The following is a 16,684-nucleotide window of genomic DNA, read 5'->3' on the forward strand; positions in this document are numbered from 1 at the left end:
CCTTCCGCGCGTACCATCCTTACGGGACGGCATGTCGTTGTTTGCGGCCAATCTAGCGGACAGGTTCCGGGCTCTCAACAGGCCTCTCAGCCCTTTGGCTGAGGAGGGAAGGGATGGGCGCGGCCGGGGTTCTGGCATAACATGGCGCGGCATTCCAACGAATGACGTCTCAAAGCCAAGAAACTCCGGGAGAGATCATATGAAATCGGGCTTGCTGGCTGTTGCTGCCGTCGGTGCGCTGCTCGTGGCGGCGCCGGCGTCGGCACAGGTCAAGATCGGCATCCTCAACGACCAGTCCGGCGTCTACGCGGACTATGGCGGCAAGTACTCCGTCGAGGCCGCCAGGATGGCGATCGAGGATTTCGGCGGCGAGGTGCTGGGGCAGAAGGTCGAGCTGGTCACCGCCGACCACCAGAACAAGCCGGACCTCGCTTCGTCGATCGCGCGGCGCTGGTACGATACCGAGGGGGTCGACATGATCACGGAGCTGACGACCTCGTCGGTCGCGCTCGCCATCCAGGATCTGTCGAAGGAAAAGAAGAAGATCGACATCGTCGTCGGTGCCGCGACCTCGCGCATATCAGGCGATGCCTGTACGCCCTACGGCTTCCACTGGGCCTATGATACCCGCGCGCTCGCGGTCGGCACCGGCGGTGCGCTGGTCGAGTCCGGCGGCGATACCTGGTTCTTCATGACCGCGGACTACGCCTTCGGCTATGCGCTGGAGAAGGACACCAGCGACATCGTGACGTCGAAAGGCGGCAAGGTGCTGGGCTCGGTGCGCATCCCGCTCAACTCGTCGGACTTCTCGTCCTTCCTGCTGCAGGCGCAGAGCTCGAAGGCGAAGATCATCGGGCTCGCCAATGCCGGCCTCGACACCACCAACTCGATCAAGCAGGCGGCCGAGTTCGGCATCGTCAAGGGCGGCCAGAAGCTCGCCGGCCTGCTGATGACCTTGTCGGAGGTGCATGGCCTCGGGCTGGAGGCAGCGCAGGGCCTGATCCTCACCGAAGGCTTCTACTGGGATCGCGACGACAAGTCCCGCGCCTTCAGCGAGCGCTTCATGAAGCGCACCGGCCGGATGCCGAGCATGATCCACGCCGGCACCTATTCCGCGACATTGTCCTATCTGAAGGCCGTCAAGGCCGCCGGAACCAAGGACTCCGATGCGGTCGCGGCCAAGCTGAAGGAGCTGCCGGTCGACGACGCCTTCGCGCAAGGCAAGGTGCTCGCCAACGGCCGCATGGTCCACGACATGTACCTGTTCGAGGTCAAGAAGCCGTCGGAGTCGAAGAAGCCGTGGGACTACTACAAGCAGCTCGCCACGGTGCCCGGCGACAAGGCGTTCTTCACCGCCAAGGAGAGCGGCTGTCCGCTGACGAAGTGATCGCGCGCCAGAACATTGGTGTCGCCCCGGCGAAAGCCGGGGCCCATACCGCGTGATCTCTGAACAGGGCAGGCTGCACGTCGTTCCTTTTTTGTGACAAGGCTCGCCGGCGTGTATGGGGCGCGGCTCAAGGCCCAGACGACAGCGGGGGACTGCGCGATCAGCCGTGCAGCATGCGCCAGAGGATGGCGATGAGCGAACCGACCAGCAGGACCGAGCCTGCCAGGGCCTGCACGCCAAAACCGGGGCCGCGCTTCTCGGCGGCCTTGGCGTAGGACACCATGTACATCGCGCGCCCGGCGATCCAGACCAGGCCGATCAGTGCGGCGATGACATCGCTGACATAGATGGCGAACAGCCACAGCGCCGGCAGGAAGATCGGCAGCCATTCCAGCGTATTCATCTGCACGCGGAAGGTGCGCTCGAAATCGGCATTGCCGGTGGTCGCGGGCGCCTTCACGCCGAACGTGGCGCGCGCCTGCGCGACGCGGACGGCCATGTAGAAATACAGCATGAGCGCGAGCACGGTGACGAGTGCGGTGAAGTGATACATGCGCGGTTCCCCCTGATGACGGCTTCTTAATATCCGGTCAGTTCGAGATAGCCCACCCCGGTGTGGCTGCCCTTGAAGCTGATCGGCCCTTCCCAATAGGGCACGCGCGTGCCCATCCAGGCGTTTGGATTGAGCGCTGCGGTGTCGATGGCGATGCCGAGCGCTGATATCTCGACACGCCAGCCGACCGGCAGCCTGCGCTCGCCGATCGCAACCGTCTCTGTCGGCGTCATGACGATGCCCCCGGGGCCGAGCGCATGCGAGGCGCCGTCAGCCGTGATCCAGGTTCCCGATGTGTAGTCGCCATTGCCCTGCCGCATCCGGTACAGCATCAGCTTCTCGCCGCCGGCAAAATGCAGCGCGAACCAGTCCCAGCCGCTCTGGTCGGAAGCCAGCGGCTGGCTGCTCCATTCGCGGTCGAGCCAGGCCAGCCCTGAGACCTCGACTGCTTGATCGTCGAAGCTGATGCGGCCTCGGGCGCGGTAGAACGGCTGGCTGTAGTAGTACGACGCCTGGCCGCGCTCGGATTTGCGGCTGTAGCCGCCGATGCCCTGCAGCACCACCGGCCGCTCCGCCTCCAGATGCAGTGCGTAGGAGAAGTCCGGCCCGACGGCGCTCATGTCCAGGGGCGCCAGCACTCGATCGTCGGTCGTCGCGGTGCCGCGCAATTGCCAGTCGTCGATCCACGCCTGGAACGGCTTGGCCTCGACGCCGGACTGGCCGACGCCGCCGCGCGCGAATTTCTCGGACGAGCGGTGACTGTCGGCACGCGTCACCGCGGCATGCGCCATCCAGAGCTGCTGATTGTCGAAACCTTCGCCCTGCGGCCCCGGCCGGGCCGCCGAGCGGAACAGGGTCCATTGCAGGCCATAGGCCTTGCCGCTGGAATCGGCGAGGTTGGCGGTGACGTACCACCATTCGATTCGGAAATCGTCGTGCGGCCCGTGATCCGCAGGGAAGCTGAACTCTCGTCCGGGCGTCACCGGCGCAAAGCCGTCGGCGCTATCGCTCAGTCCCGCAAAGCCCTGCGCGCGCGCGAGGCGGGGCAGCGCCAGCAGGCCGAGCCCGCCGATCAGCATGCGTCGCGAAATGGTCGCTCTAGCGCTCAATGGTGAAGGTCCTGACGAGATCGGCCGGCTGCATCCGCGCCAGCCGCAGCACCGGCAGCAGCGAGGCGATCAGCGCCGCGATGAGCGTGACGAGCAAGAGCCGAATGAGCTGCAGCGGAAACACGTCGAACGGCAGCCGCCAGCCGAATGCCTTGACGTTGACGATCGCGATCAGGCACCACGCCACCACAAGCCCGAGCGGCAGCGCCAGCAGCGCGGTGAGGCCGGCAAGCGACAGCGTCTTCAACAGCTCGACCTCGGCGAGCCGCCGCCGCGTCAGCCCGATTGCCCATAAGGGTGCGAGCTGCGGCAGCCGCGAGTTCGCCAAGGTCAGCAGGCTGGTCAGCAGCGCGATCGCGGCGACGCCGAGCGTGAAGGTGTTGAGCGCGCCGGTCACCGCAAAGGTGCGGTTGAAGATCTGCTTCGATTCCTGCTTCACGGTGGCCTGGTCGACGACGTTGCGACTATCGAGGCCGAACTTGTTGGTGAGCCCCGTGATCAGCCCCGGCACGTCGGCGGCCGCCGCGCGCACGGCCATGCGCGTCATGGGCGTCGCCGGGAAGCGGCGTGTCAGCGCGGCGACGTTGACCGTGATCTGGCCCTTGGGATTGCCGTAGTCGGCATAGATTCCGGCGACGGTGATGCGCCAATCGCCGCCGGGCGCGGGAAGGTCCAGGCTGTCGCCAAGGGATAGATTGAGCCGCCGCGCCAGCTGCTCGCTGACGAAGCCGGCGTCGCCACGCACCAACTGCTTCCACGCGTTGTCGACGGCCTGCAGCAGCGGCCAGTGGTCGCGATAGGTGTCGTGATCGGGCAGGCCGAGAATGTCGACCGACGCGCCCGCAAGCTGCGCCTCGGCGCGGCCGCCCGGCAGCACCGCCTGCACCTCGGGCCGCGCGCGCAGCCAAGCCTGGACGTCGCGCGCCTGCGCTTCGTCCGACGCGCTGATGTAGATGTCGGCCGCGAGGCGGCCGTCGAGCCAGACCAGGAAGGTGCGGCTGAAGGTTTCGACCATCGTGGCGACGCCGACGTTGACGGCGAGCGCCATCAGCAGCGCCATCAGCGCGAGCGACAGGCCCGAGATCTGCTGGCGGCTGTCGGCCCAGAACCATTGTGCCAGCGCCGCCCGCGCGCCGCGCTCACCGAGCCGCAGCACCAGCTCGAGGATCGCCGGCAGCACTAGCGCGGCGCCGAGCATCATGGCTGCGAGCACGCCGAAGCCGGCGAGCAGCGACTGCCCGAGCCACAGCAGCAGGCCGGCGGTAACGAAGAAGGCGAGCGCGACCGCGCTCTGCAATCGCAGCCAGCGCCGCTGCGCCTCCTGCCACGCATAGGGTTGCGCGGTGGAGAGGATCGGCAGCCGCATCGATTTGATCAGGCTCGTCGTCGCGGCTGCGAGCGCGCCGGCTATGCTGATGACGAGGCCCGCAAACCACCATTCGGGTTGCAGGCTCAGCTCGCCCGGCACCTGCGCGCCATACAGCCCGCGCAGCGACGCTGCCACGTTCGGCAACAGCGCCGCAGCTATGAAATAGCCACACACCAGCCCGATCAGGCCGGCCGCCAATGCGAATGCGATGAGCTCGCCGATCAGCACGCCATTGAGCTGGCGCGCCGACACGCCGCAGGCGCGCAAGGTCCGCAGCACCGGCAGCCGCTGCTCGAAGGCAAGCCCGATCGCGGAGTTGACGATGAAGAGGCCGACGACAAAGGACAGCAGGCCGAAGGCGGTGAGGTTGAGGTGGAAGCTGTCGGTCAGCCGCTCCAGGTCGGTCTCGGCCTCCGGCTGCACGAGCTGCAGCCGGCCGTCCGCCAACGACTGCAACGGCTGTCGCTGGCCTTGCGTCTTGCCGACCAGCAGCCGCGAAATCTGGCCGGGCTTGCCGAGCAGCCGCTGCGCGTCGCTGATATCGACCACGAGCACGCCGGGTGCGAGCTGCTGCTGCGCCATCAAAGGCGGCAGCATGGCGTCGTTGCTGAGCCGCGGCATCGCGCCGTCTTTGAGTCCGAGATCGGCCAGTGTCACCGGCGAGATCAGCGTGCGATGCGGCGGTGTCAGAAACGCCTCGAGCTCGCTGCGGCCGACCATCGGCGCTTCGCCGACCTCCCTGGGAATGCTGAACGGCTCGATGCCGAGCAGTCTGATCGAGCGGCCGTCGATCTGCACGCGGCCTTCGAGCACCGGCGACACCGGCCAGCCGGCGCGGCGCAATTCCGCGAACGCGCTCTGCGGCAGCATCTTGCCGTCGGTCGCGACCAGCATCGGCGTGCGCGCGCCGCCGAAGATCGCGGCGGCGCGGTCATAGGAGCTGCGCGCCTGCTGGTTCAGCGCCTGCACGCCGCTCCACAGCGCCGTGGCCGAGATCAGCCCGATCAGCAAGGTCGCGAGCTGCATCGGATGCCGCCGCCAGTGGCTGAGCAGCACCGCCAGAATCCAGAGCGCGCGTCTCATGCGACGCGTCCGGCATGCAAATGCACATGGCGGTCGAGCATCGCGGCGAGCCTGGTGCTGTGCGTCACCATCAGGAAGCCGCAGCCGGTGCGCGCGACGAGGTCGCGCGTCAGCGCCATCACCTCGTCGGCGGTGTCCTCGTCGAGATTGCCGGTCGGCTCGTCCGCGAGCAGCAGGACCGGCTTGACGGCTAGCGCGCGGCCGATCGCGACGCGCTGCTGCTGTCCGCCCGACAATTGCTCCGGATAGCGCTTGAGCAGCGACTTTAGCCCGAGCCGCTCGACAAGCTCGGTGTGCCACGCCGGATCATGCCGACCGGCCAGCCGCGCCTGGAAACTGAGATTGTCCTGAACCGACAGGCTCGGCACCAGATTGAACTGCTGGAACACGAGGCCGAGCCGCTCGCGCCGGACCGCCGCGCGTCCAGCATCGTCGAGCGTGCCGACCGAAGCGCCGTCGAGCAGGATGTCGCCGCCGTCGGCGGCATCGAGCCCGGCGATGAGATGCAGCAGCGTGCTCTTGCCGGAGCCGGATTCACCGGTCAGCGCGACGCGCTCGCCGGAGGAGACGTCGAGGTCGACGCCACGCAGGACGTGGATCGGCTCGCCGCCGGATCGATAGGACTTGGTGAGATGACGGACGCTGAGCACGAGCATGATCGGGGTTGTTGCGTCACAACATAACAAGGGCCAACGCGAACATCACGCGCTCGTTCTTCATGACGCCCCTGATGTGATGCCGGCCGCGTGCATCAGATTGCGAGGGTATCGCGATGCAGCCCAAGGGGGGGCGGATTCCCGCGTTGCAGCAATAAGTTAGCTCGCCAGCCGGTTGCCTGCAAAGCCGCTTCGTGGGTAGCATCGTCAAAACGCCCGGACGACAGGGGCGGATCATGACAGAATGGGGAAGGACCATGGCCGCGCCAACGACGCTGAAGGGCACATCCCGCGCAAGCGCGACGCCGAAAGGCGCCTGGAAGATCACCTTCCTGCTGTTCCTGTTCATGCTGGTGAACTTCGCCGACAAGATCGTGGTCGGGCTCGCCGGCGTGCCGATCATGACCGAGCTCAATCTGAACGCCGAGGAGTTCGGCCTGCTGGGCTCGTCCTTCTTCTTCCTGTTCTCGATCGCGGCCATCGTCGTCGGCTTCGTCGTCAACCGGGTTCCGACGCGCTGGGTGCTGCTGGTGCTGGCGCTGATCTGGGCGCTGGCGCAATTCCCGATGGTCGGCACCGTCGGCTTCACCACGCTGCTGATCTGCCGCATCATTCTCGGCGCCGGCGAAGGTCCCGCGGCGTCGGTCGCCGTGCACGCCGTCTACAAATGGTTCCCCGACGAGAAACGTGCGATGCCCACGGCGATCCTGTCGCAAGGCTCGGCCTTCGGCGTCATTCTCGCGGTGCCGGCGCTGAACTGGATCATCGTGAATCACGGCTGGCACTATGCCTTCGGCGCACTCGGCGTGGTCGGGCTGATGTGGAGCGTGGCGTGGCTGTGGCTGGGCAAGGAAGGGCCGCTGGCGGAGGTCGAGCTCGCCGGATTGCGCGAGCGGCGCGTTCCCTATCTGCAACTGCTGACGTCGCGGACCTTCGTCGGCTGCGTCGCCGCGACCTTCGGCGCCTATTGGGCGCTGTCGCTGGGGCTGACCTGGTTCACGCCGTTCCTGGTGAAAGGCCTCGGCTTCTCGCAGCAGCAGGCCGGCTTCATCTCGATCCTGCCTTGGATCTTCGGCGCGTGCGTGGTGCTGACCACGGGCTTTGTGTCGCAGACGCTGATGGCGCGTGGCGTCTCCACGCGCATGGCCCGCGGCGTGCTCGGCGCGACGCCGCTCGTGATCGGCGGCGGGCTGATGGCGATGATGCCGCATGTCGACGCCGCTTCGGCAAAGATCGCACTGCTCGTGGTCGGATCGGGATTGTGCGGCTCGATCTACGTCGTCTGCCCGCCGATGATCGGCGAGTTCACCCCGGTCACGCAGCGCGGCGCCGCCATGGCGATCTACGGCGCGCTCTATACGCTCGCCGGCATCGTTGCGCCCCTCGTGATGGGCAAGATGATCCAGGCCTCCGGCAGCCTGCTCGAAGGCTACATGTCCGGCTTCACCATCAACGCGGTGATCATGGTGATCTCCGGCCTCCTCGGCCTGGCCCTGCTCTGGCCGAACAGCGAACGCGCCCGCCTGCAGGCGCATCAGGCTGTCGCGCCGGAATTTGCGTGAGCGCTGGTTTAGAACTCGGCCTTAACGCGGCCTTGCGCAACACAGGTTGCTATGATCTCGACTGTCGTCCCCCGGCCTGACCGGGGGACTCAGTATACAGAGGCGGTTGTGCATAGGCCGATAAGCCGCCGGATGCTGGATGCCCCGCCTATGCGGGGCATGACGGCTGCGAGTGTCGTTTGGCTACGGCAAGGCCGTGCCGATCAATCCTCGCTGTCGTCCCGGACAAGCGCGCGGAACGCGCGCGCAGATCCGGGATCCATAACCCCAGGGAGTTGTTCGAGGCACGATCGTCAATCATTTTCGCCCAGCACGTCCGCCGCGGCGTATGGGTCCCGGGTCGGCGTCCCGCCAATGCTGCGCATTGTCGGGACTTGCCCGGGACGACACCGAATGTGAGGCGCGCATTGGGGTCATGCGGCGCAAGTCCAGGTTGGCTTTCCCCTTATTGCACCCCGCTTCGCGCACCCCTGACCAGTCGACCCGGCCGCGCGCCCGTCGCCTCGCCGTGGCGGCGCGTCACCACGCCCGACACGATCGTCGCCTCATAGCCGTCGACATCCTGCATCAGGCGGCGACCGCCGACCGGCAGGTCGTAATGCACCTTGGGCGGATGCAGGTGCAGCCGGTCGTAGTCGATGACGTTGATATCCGCCTTGTAGCCTGGCGCGAGCAGGCCGCGATCGTCGAGGCCGACCGAGAGCGCGGTCTTGCGCGACTGCGCGGCGACGACGAAGGGAATCGACAGTCTGTCGCCACGCTTGCGGTCGCGGGTCCAGTGCGTCAGCAGATAGGTCGGGAAGCTGGCATCGCAGATGATGCCGCAATGCGCGCCGCCGTCGCTGAGGCCGGGCACGCTGCGCGGGTCGCGCAGCATCTCATAGGTGGCATCGAGATTGCCGTCGGAATAGTTGAGGAACGGCACGTAGAGCATGCCGCGCCCGCCATCTGTGAGCATCGCGTCATAGGCCAGCTCCTCGGGACGACAGCCGCGCGTGCGGGCCTGGGCGCCAAGCGACCGTTCCGGCGGCTGCTCATAGTCCGGCGGATCGCCGAGCAGGTACATCTTGTCGTAGTTCGGCTTGAAGAACAGCGGGTCGTCGGTCGCGCTGGCCTGCTCGCCCAGGATGGCCGCGCGCAGCGCCGGATCGCGCATCCGCGCGACGCGCTCCGCCAGCGGCAGATGCGCGATCGCCTGGTAGCTCGGATGCGTCTGCAGCGGGTTGCGCGACAGCTCCAGCCCGAGCAGCAGCCCGACCGGGCGCGCCGCGATCTGCGCCGTCACCGACAGGCCGCGCGCGGCGGCGGCGTTGATCTCGGCCAGCGTCTGCCGCCAGCGCTGTGGCGCGCGGTCGTTCTGGGTGACCGAGAACGAGATCGGACATTTCGTCGCGTCGGCGATGCGCAGCATCATCGGCAGGTCTTCGTGGATCGTGGAGATGTCGAGCACGAATTGCAGCACGCTGCGGCCGGCGCTGTGCATGGCCTGCGCGATCGTCGTCAGCTCGTCCTCGCCGGCCTTCAGGGTCGGCGTGTAGTCGCCGGTCGAGGTCCGATGATTGAGCGTGCGCGAGGTCGAGAAGCCGAGCGCGCCGGCCTTGACCGCATCGCGCGCCAGCGCCGCCATGGCGCGATTGTCGTCGGCGGTGGCAGGATCACGGCGCGCGCCGCGCTCGCCCATCACATAGACACGCAGCGCCGCATGCGGCAGCTGCGCGCCGATGTCGAGATCGAAGGCGCGCTTGCCGAGCCACTCCATGTAGTCCGGAAAGCTCTCCCATTCCCAGGGAATGCCGGCTTCGAGCACCGGCTCGGGAATGTCCTCGACGCCCTCCATCAGCTGGATCAGCCGCTGATGATCGGCTGGCCGGCACGGCGCGAAGCCGACACCGCAATTGCCCATGATCGCGGTGGTGACGCCGTTCTGCGACGACGGCGAGATATCGTGGCTCCAGGTCACCTGGCCGTCATAGTGGGTGTGAACGTCGACGAAGCCTGGCGTCACGAGTTTGCCGCGTGCGTCGATCTCCTCGCGGCCGGATGCATTGAACTTGCCGACCTCGACGATGCGGCCGTCCGCAATCGCCACATCAGCCTCATAGAGCTCGCCGCCGGAGCCATCGGCAATGGTTCCGCTGCGGATCACGAGATCAGGCTGGGCCATGGCGTGTCTTCCCCGGTCGTTGTTGTTATGGGCACATCATCGGCGGGAAGGCGATGATGTCAACATACGGGGAAGAGGCAGCAGCCTTGCGTCAGCGACCTGATTGTAGGGTGGGCAAAGCGACGCCATAGGCGGCGCGTGCCCACCACCGCGAGCGGGATGGTGGGCACGGCGCGCGATGCTGTCGTCAATCACGACGAGCGTGCCAGGCGCCTTTGCCCACCCTACAAGAAACCTACGCCTTCGCCTTCCTCGGCTCGGTGAAGAACGCGAGCACGATGGTCAGCAGCATGAACACGACGGAGGCGCCGAAAACCCAGCGCGGCGCGTTCATGTCCATGATCCAGCCGAACAGCAGCGGACTGACCACGCCGGCGAAGTTGAAGCCGGTGGAGACGATGCCGAAGGCGCGGCCGGCGGCACCCGGAGGGGCGGCGTTGCGCACCAGCATGTCGCGCGACGGCGCGATCACGCCGCTCATGAAGCCCGCGACCAGCATGATCGTCGTGAGCAGCACGGTCGGCAGGTTGATGAAAGTGATCATCAGCACCAGCACGGCGTTGATCGCATAGGCGACGGCCGCGACCAGGTTGTGATGGCGGATGCGGTCGGCGAGCTGGCCGCCGGCGAGCACGCCGACGGCGCTGGCGCCGAGGAACGCGGTCAGTGCGATGTTGGCGGTCGAGAACGAGATGCCGTAGCCGTTCATGAGCGCGACAACGCCGAAGCTGGCGATGCCGGCGTTGGATAGGCTGAGCAGCATGAAGAACACGGTCAGCAGCATCAGCATTGGAGTCAGCAGGCTGGGCTGTTTCGCCTTGCTGCCGTCGGCGCTGGTGTGATGCGGATGCGGCGGCACCTCGGGCACGTTGCCGACGAGCAGAAGCAGCGCGGCGAGCGGACCGACCAGGCCGGCCGCGATCAGCGCGCCGGAGCCACCGACGGTGGTGACCAGCGCCGCCATCACGGCGGGCGCGACGGCGCCGCCGAGATAGCCGGCGAAAGTATGCACACCGAACGCGCGGCCCATGCGCTTCTCTTCCATGTGCGCGGCCAGCAGCGCGTAGTCGGCAGGATGGTAGACCGCGTTGGCGAGGCCGAGCAGCATCGCCGAGACGACAAGACTGGCATAGCTCAGGTAAACGCCGAGCATCGCCAGCGACAGGCCACCGAGCGTCAGGCCGATCAGCAGGATGCGGCGGGCACCGGCGCGGTCGACCAGATAGCCGACGGGCGCCTGGGTCAGGGCCGAGACGACCGCGAACACGGTGAGCGGAAAGCCGAGCTCGATGTAGCCGACGCCGAGCTTCTCCTTCAGGTAGGGAAACAGCATCGGCAGCACCAGCATGTGCAGATGGCTGACCCAGTGCGCCAGCGAGATCAGCGCCAATGTGCGCAGCGAGGAGGCGGTTTGGACCGGAACACCGGCATGTTGCGATGCGGCAAAAACGTCAGCCATGGTCGATCCGTTTGGCTCCCGGCGTCAGTGATGGTCCTGAAGGGCGCGTTGCCGGCAAATCACCAAGGGCTGCCGAATAATGGGCGCGCGACACAACGCCACACTATCGGATTACGGTTCATTGTCCACGAACGCGCGCGCATGGCACCTGCGCGCGCCGGCCGGCGTTTTCGGTGCACGGCGACGATTCTGCCAGCCATTCTGGCGCAACGCATGCGCCACGCCGCTCAGGACAGCGATGCAAAGCCCGGATTGCCGTCGACGCCCGAGAGCGTGACCTTGTTAGTTCCGACCAGCACCAGCTGACCGTTGCGCAGGTGGCTCGCGACCACATCCCAAACCGGCTTGCCGTCCTGCGCGTTCATCGAGGCCCAGCCGGCGACCTTGTAGCTCTTGCGGGCCTCCAGCGGACGGCCATCGTCGAGCGTGAGATCGGAGATGCGGCGGCCGATCGGCTCGGCGGGCGCGCAACGGTAGGACAGCCCGCCCGTGCGCACCATGTCGCCGCCCTGCTGCAGATAGGGATCGGCGTTGAACAGGTTGTCGCAGACGTCCTCGAGCACGTCCTTGATCTCTGCGCCGGTCATTCGCTGCACATAAGTCTCGGGATAGGTGATCGCGGTCTGCGCCAGCACGTCCTCCAGCAGGATGGATTGGTTCGCGAGCAGCGTCGGACCCCAGCGGAATCCGGGCGACAGCGCGATCTCGGCATCGAGCTCGCGGCGCAGCGCCGCGCAGATCAGGTCGTCGGTCGCGCCTTCGAAATTGCCGCGCCGGTACAGCAGCCGGTCCGACGTCGCGAGCTTCTCGCTCCAGGCCGCGACCTGCGGCTGCTGGGTCTGGTCGATCAGCGCCTGCATCGCAGGATCGGGCTTCAATAGCTCCGAGTAGATGGGCAGCAGCCGGTAGCGCGCGTCGGCGACGCGCCCCTTGCCGACGTCGAGATCGAGCACGGCGAGGAATTTGCCGTTGGAGCCGGCACTGGTGACGAGCGTCGCGCCCTTGGCATTGCTGACCGCGACCGGTTGCGGAACCGCGTCATGGGTATGGCCGCCGAGGATGACGTCGATGCCGGTGACGCGGCTCGCGAGCTTGAGGTCGACATCCATGCCGTTATGCGACAGCAGGATCACGGCATCGACCTTGTCGGCGCCGCGCAGGCCATCGACCAGCTTCTGCAGCTCCTCCTCGCGGATGCCGAACGTCCAGTCCGGCGTGAAGCGGCGCGGATGCGCGATCGGCACGTAGGGGAAGGCCTGGCCGATCACCGCAATGCGCGCGCCGCCGATCTCCTTGATGGTGGCCGGCTTGAACACGCGGCCGGAGCCGTGATCGAACGCCTTGGCGTCGTTGAACGCGGCCTCCTCGGTCAGGAACACGTTCTGCGCCAGGAACTCGCCCTTGAAGCGGGCGAGGTTGGCGCGCAGCGCCTCCTCGCCATAGGTGAACTCCCAGTGCCCGGTCATGGCGTCGATGCCGAGCAGGTTGGCGGCGCTCACCATGTCGGCGCCGCGCATCGCATTGGCAAGTCCGGTGCCCTGCCAGAGATCGCCGCCATCGAGCAGCACCGAGCGATGGTCGCCGGCATCGGCGCGCAGCTTGTCGACCAGGGTTTTCAGATGCGCGAAGCCGCCCATCCGGCCGAAGCGCCCGGCGTACTTCTCGAACTCGAACGAGGTGAACGCGTAAGCCTCGGCGCTGTCGGGCCGGATGCCGTAGCGGTCGAGGAAGGCGCGCTCGACCAGATGCGGCGGCCGTCCCCACATCTCGCCAATGCCGAGATTGACGCTGGGCTCGCGGAACAACAGCGGTCGAAGCTGCGCATGCGTGTCCGTGATGTGCAGGATGCGGGCGTTGCCGAACTTCTCGATGTCGTAGAGGCTGACGGTGTCGGCGGCGCGGGCGTTGCGCAGCAGCGCCGGCGCGGCGAGCGCGGCGGCAACTGATGCTTGCAGAAAGTCCCGGCGCCGAATCATGGCTCGCGTCCTAGCTTATGATTCGATTCCATGGAATCGCATCGTGAGCTATCCCTTTGCTTGAGCATGATCTCCGCACAAACGCCTTCGGCGTTTGTGCGAGGGAAAGCCGGTTTCCACTTTTCCGGATCATGCTCTACCTGATCTCCATGTCCTTCCAGCGCTGCTTCTCGCTGGCGGCCTGGAGGATCGATGCCTTGGCGAGCGCCTCGGCCTCCTGCGCCGATTTCAGCGCAGAATCGAAATTGCCGGAATCGGCTGCCTTCTTCGCGGCATTGAGTGCGGCCTGGGTCACGGTCCATTGGTTGCGCAGACGTCCGGCTTCCTTGTTGGCGCTCTCGGCCGCCGCGACAGCCGCGCGATAGTCGGCCTCCGACGCGGCCCGCGCGGAGCCGGCGCCGACCGCTGATACCATCATGGCGAACACGATCTTTTTCATGACGCTTGCTGTCTTGACATTTGTCATGGCCGCGCTCCCGGTCCTGAAACTGGCAGGCCGTTCGACACGTAGGACAGATAGTATTCGAGGTTGCGGTATTCGTCCGATTGCGGCTCCAGCGGCACGGCGCGCGTCTGGCTGTTGCAGGTGACGAAGCGCCGGCTGATCGTGCCCATGCCGCTCCATTCCGAGCGGTAGATCGGCATCGCGTTGAGGATGCCGAGCGCCGGCGCCAGGATCTCTGCGCGGATCCGCTCGCCCGGGCTCTGCACATGGCAGCTCGCGCAGGAGAAGTTCAACTGGCCGCGGCGGGTATAGAAATATTCCTTGCCCTTCTCGAACGCCTCGAGCGCACGCGGATCGTCGGGGATCTTGATGTCGAAACGCTTGCCGCGCGACGTGTACGCCATGTAGGCGGTCAGCGATGCCATCTCGTCCTTGACGTAGGAGTAGGGCTGCTCGCCATTGGCCTCGCGGCAGCGGTTCAGCGCCAGCTCGAGGGTGATGACCTTGCCTTCCTTGTCGTCGAAATAGGGATAATTCTGGCGGATGCCGATGCCGCCGTTCGGGAAGCAGTCGGCATAGGTCTTGCCGTTCTTGAACGGCTTGGCGAACATCTCCTTGCCGGCATCGAGCGCGAACTCGTAAGGCGGAAACTGCTCCTTCTCCTCCCACTGCTTGCGCATGTCGGCGTTCATTGAATACGGCCCGTTGACGAAATCGTCGAACGCTACCTTCGGAAACTTCTTGATGAAGTAATCCTGGAACGCCTTGGCGTCGGCAGCCGGGTTCGGCTTGTCCGCGGCCGCAGCGCCGGAGGCGCCGAGAGCGAGCGCGGCCGCGACAGTCAGCGCGAGGCGCAGCGCCCTCATTGGATCGTCGCCGTCAGGCTGTCGGTCGCGCCCTTGCTGTCGACCCAGCTCACCTTGAGCTCGTCGCCCTTGGCCGCGCCCTTGAAGGCGAACTTGACATAGGGGTCCTTCGACACCGCGGTGCCCCAATCGGCCAGGAACACCGTCTTGTCCTTGTGCACGAAGGTGAGCTGCTGGATGTAGTGCGCCGGGATCAACTCGCCCTTGGCGTCCTTGACCAGGCCCGTATCCATCGGGTGCTGGATCAGGGTCTGGACCTCGGCGATGTCGCCGTTCAGGACGGCGCGGACGCGGATGCTCGATGCCATGATGATCTCCTGACCTTAGCCGCCGCAGCCGCCGACGGTGACCTTGACCTCCTTGGTCGCGCTGTAGAGCTTGCCGCCGGATTCGACGAGCGCGATCACGTTGGAGGTCTTGGCCATCTTGAGCCGGTTCGCCACCGCGGGCACGGTGCCCTCGGGGATATGGTACGACGCCGCCAGCGCGAACGGATTCTCGCTGACGATGAAGGCGATCGAGGTGACGTTGGGCAGGCTCGTGCTCACCGCGATCGGCACCACGCCGCCGTTCTCGGCGATCTCCGGCGCGTCCAGCTTGATCTTGTCGGAGGCCTCGTGGTCGCGGCCGTACAGCGCCTTGACCGCGTCGGGCGCATTCTTCTGCTTGAAGGCGTCTTCCGGATATTTGTTGTCGTTGGTCGCGGCGAAGGCGGGCGCGGCGTGCAGCACGGCGTTGCCGAGGCCGATCAGCGCGACGAGGCCGGCGCCCTTCAGGAACAGGCGGCGGTGGGCCAACGGGCCGAACGAGGCAGTCATGGCGGTCTCCAAACGGAATCAGAGGGTCTGCAGGAAGTCGACGATGGCGCTGATTTCCTGCTCGGTCAGGATGCGGTTGCGGCCGAACGGCGGCATCACCGTCAGCGGATTGCGCCTGGTCTCGTCGTTGAGAATCGCGATCAGCTCGGCGCGGTCGTATCTCGCCTTGAGGTTCTCCAGCTTCGGGCCGATCGAGCCCGGCAGGTCGCCGTCCTTGATTTCGTGGCAGGTCAGGCAGTTGCCCTTGCCGCGGTCGAAGGCGAGCTTCTGGCCGTCGACGGCACCGGACTGGGCGTGAGCGGCCATGGACATGGCGAGCGAGAGCCCCATCGCCAGGGCGGTACGCAGGACAGGTGTGATCAAGGTGGAGTTCCGACGTCTCGGTGATCTCGGCAATATAGGCGCTGCAAAGCATAAAGACCATCGGCTGACAATGCAGCTATGGTGGCCGCGGCAACGCGGTTAACGAGGCCGTTCATGGGGCGGCCGGGAGAATGGGCATGGCGGAATATGTCGTGGAGTTCGGCCGGGACGGCCGGCCGGTGGAACCGGACGGACGACTGGACGCGGCTGCCTTCCACCGCAATCACCAGCCGATCTGGGCGGTGTTGGGACGGCTGCTCGCGGGCAAGACCGGCGACGTGCTGGAGGCCGGCAGCGGCACCGGCCAGCATGTCGTGCATTTCGCCTCCCAGCGGCCGGATCTGACGTGGTGGCCGAGCGATCTCAACGCCAATCACCTCACCAGCATCGCGGCGTGGCGAAGGCATGCCGGGCTGTCGAACATCCGTGATGCCCAGCGCATCGACCTGTCAGATCCCGGCTGGCCTGCGGCGTTCCGCGCCGCGGGCGGGCCTTCGCAGCTCACCGCGATCTTTTGCGCCAATGTGATTCACATCGCGCCGTGGTCGGTGGCAGAGGGATTGTTCGCCGGCGCCGGGCAGGCGCTGCCGGCGGACGGCGTGCTCGTACTCTACGGCCCGTTCAAGCGCGCCGGCAAGCACACCGCGGTCAGCAATGCCGTGTTCGATACCTCCCTGCGCGAGCACAATCCGGACTGGGGGGTGCGCGACATCACCGACCTCGAAGCGCTTGCCGCGCGCCACGGGCTCGCCTTGCGCGAGACGATAGAGATGCCGGCCAACAACATGATCCTGGTGTTCGCGCGAGGTGCGTGACGCGTTCTCCGTCATTGCGAGCGGAGCGGCGGAGCGAAGCAATCCAGCCTTCCGTCGCG

General features: G+C 66.6%; 15 protein-coding genes. 3 read left to right on the top strand and 12 right to left on the bottom strand.

Annotated elements, in window-relative coordinates; genetic code table 11:
• The first annotated feature begins 199 nt into the window (after positions 1-199).
• Positions 200-1,387, top strand: a complete 1,188-nt coding sequence (locus tag QX051_RS27095; protein WP_315759417.1) for an ABC transporter substrate-binding protein — start codon at positions 200-202, stop codon at positions 1,385-1,387.
• Between the two features lie 160 nt (positions 1,388-1,547).
• On the opposite strand, the gene QX051_RS27100 is transcribed toward QX051_RS27095, so the two are convergent.
• Genes QX051_RS27100 through QX051_RS27115 form a run of 4 tightly spaced genes read right to left on the bottom strand, consistent with a single transcriptional unit; the run spans position 1,548 to position 6,157 of the window.
• Complete coding sequence (locus tag QX051_RS27100; RefSeq protein WP_315778228.1) at positions 1,548-1,940, bottom strand: MAPEG family protein; 393 nt, start codon at positions 1,938-1,940, stop codon at positions 1,548-1,550.
• Positions 1,941-1,966: 26 nt separating this feature from the next.
• Positions 1,967-3,049 (bottom strand): lipocalin-like domain-containing protein, encoded by a 1,083-nt coding sequence (locus QX051_RS27105; RefSeq protein WP_315778229.1) that lies wholly within the window; start codon positions 3,047-3,049, stop codon positions 1,967-1,969.
• Entirely contained in the window at positions 3,039-5,501 is a 2,463-nt protein-coding gene (locus tag QX051_RS27110) for an FtsX-like permease family protein (protein ID WP_315778230.1), read from the bottom strand. Before QX051_RS27110 ends, QX051_RS27105 begins: the two co-directional genes overlap by 11 nt.
• Positions 5,498-6,157: an ABC transporter ATP-binding protein gene (locus tag QX051_RS27115; RefSeq protein ID WP_315740573.1), complete on the bottom strand. Its 660-nt coding sequence runs from the start codon at positions 6,155-6,157 to the stop codon at positions 5,498-5,500. Before QX051_RS27115 ends, QX051_RS27110 begins: the two co-directional genes overlap by 4 nt.
• Before the next feature lie 257 nt (positions 6,158-6,414).
• On the opposite strand from QX051_RS27115, the gene QX051_RS27120 reads away from it, so the two are divergent.
• Positions 6,415-7,719, top strand: coding sequence for an MFS transporter (locus QX051_RS27120; protein ID WP_315778231.1), 1,305 nt, complete (start codon positions 6,415-6,417; stop codon positions 7,717-7,719).
• Positions 7,720-8,164: 445 nt separating this feature from the next.
• Here QX051_RS27120 and QX051_RS27125 read toward each other — a convergent pair whose 3' ends face one another.
• From QX051_RS27125 to soxX, 8 genes are all read right to left on the bottom strand, one after another.
• The gene (locus QX051_RS27125; protein ID WP_315778232.1) at positions 8,165-9,883 is read right to left on the bottom strand and encodes an N-acyl-D-amino-acid deacylase family protein; all 1,719 of its coding nucleotides are present in this window, start codon (positions 9,881-9,883) and stop codon (positions 8,165-8,167) included.
• Positions 9,884-10,118: 235 nt separating this feature from the next.
• Complete coding sequence (locus QX051_RS27130; protein WP_315778233.1) at positions 10,119-11,342, bottom strand: MFS transporter; 1,224 nt, start codon at positions 11,340-11,342, stop codon at positions 10,119-10,121.
• Between the two features lie 227 nt (positions 11,343-11,569).
• The gene (soxB, locus tag QX051_RS27135) at positions 11,570-13,318 is read right to left on the bottom strand and encodes a thiosulfohydrolase SoxB (RefSeq protein WP_315778234.1); all 1,749 of its coding nucleotides are present in this window, start codon (positions 13,316-13,318) and stop codon (positions 11,570-11,572) included.
• A 136-nt stretch (positions 13,319-13,454) separates the two neighbouring features.
• Positions 13,455-13,757, bottom strand: coding sequence for a hypothetical protein (locus QX051_RS27140; RefSeq protein WP_409998145.1), 303 nt, complete (start codon positions 13,755-13,757; stop codon positions 13,455-13,457).
• A gap of 23 nt (positions 13,758-13,780) precedes the next feature.
• Complete coding sequence (gene soxA / locus QX051_RS27145; RefSeq protein WP_315773738.1) at positions 13,781-14,629, bottom strand: sulfur oxidation c-type cytochrome SoxA; 849 nt, start codon at positions 14,627-14,629, stop codon at positions 13,781-13,783.
• Positions 14,626-14,937 (bottom strand): thiosulfate oxidation carrier complex protein SoxZ, encoded by a 312-nt coding sequence (soxZ, locus tag QX051_RS27150; RefSeq protein WP_315740567.1) that lies wholly within the window; start codon positions 14,935-14,937, stop codon positions 14,626-14,628. Before soxZ ends, soxA begins: the two co-directional genes overlap by 4 nt.
• A gap of 15 nt (positions 14,938-14,952) precedes the next feature.
• Entirely contained in the window at positions 14,953-15,447 is a 495-nt protein-coding gene (gene soxY / locus QX051_RS27155; RefSeq protein ID WP_315778236.1) for a thiosulfate oxidation carrier protein SoxY, read from the bottom strand.
• Positions 15,448-15,465: 18 nt separating this feature from the next.
• On the bottom strand, positions 15,466-15,759 hold the full coding sequence (gene soxX / locus QX051_RS27160) for a sulfur oxidation c-type cytochrome SoxX (RefSeq protein WP_315778279.1): 294 nt from the start codon (positions 15,757-15,759) through the stop codon (positions 15,466-15,468).
• A 188-nt stretch (positions 15,760-15,947) separates the two neighbouring features.
• Here soxX and QX051_RS27165 point away from each other — a divergent pair, with 188 nt between their 5' ends.
• Positions 15,948-16,625 (top strand): DUF938 domain-containing protein, encoded by a 678-nt coding sequence (locus tag QX051_RS27165; protein ID WP_315778237.1) that lies wholly within the window; start codon positions 15,948-15,950, stop codon positions 16,623-16,625.
• Positions 16,626-16,684: the final 59 nt, after the last annotated feature.

It is taken from the genome of Bradyrhizobium sp. SZCCHNR1053, from assembly GCF_032381235.1.
Classification (GTDB): domain Bacteria; phylum Pseudomonadota; class Alphaproteobacteria; order Rhizobiales; family Xanthobacteraceae; genus Bradyrhizobium.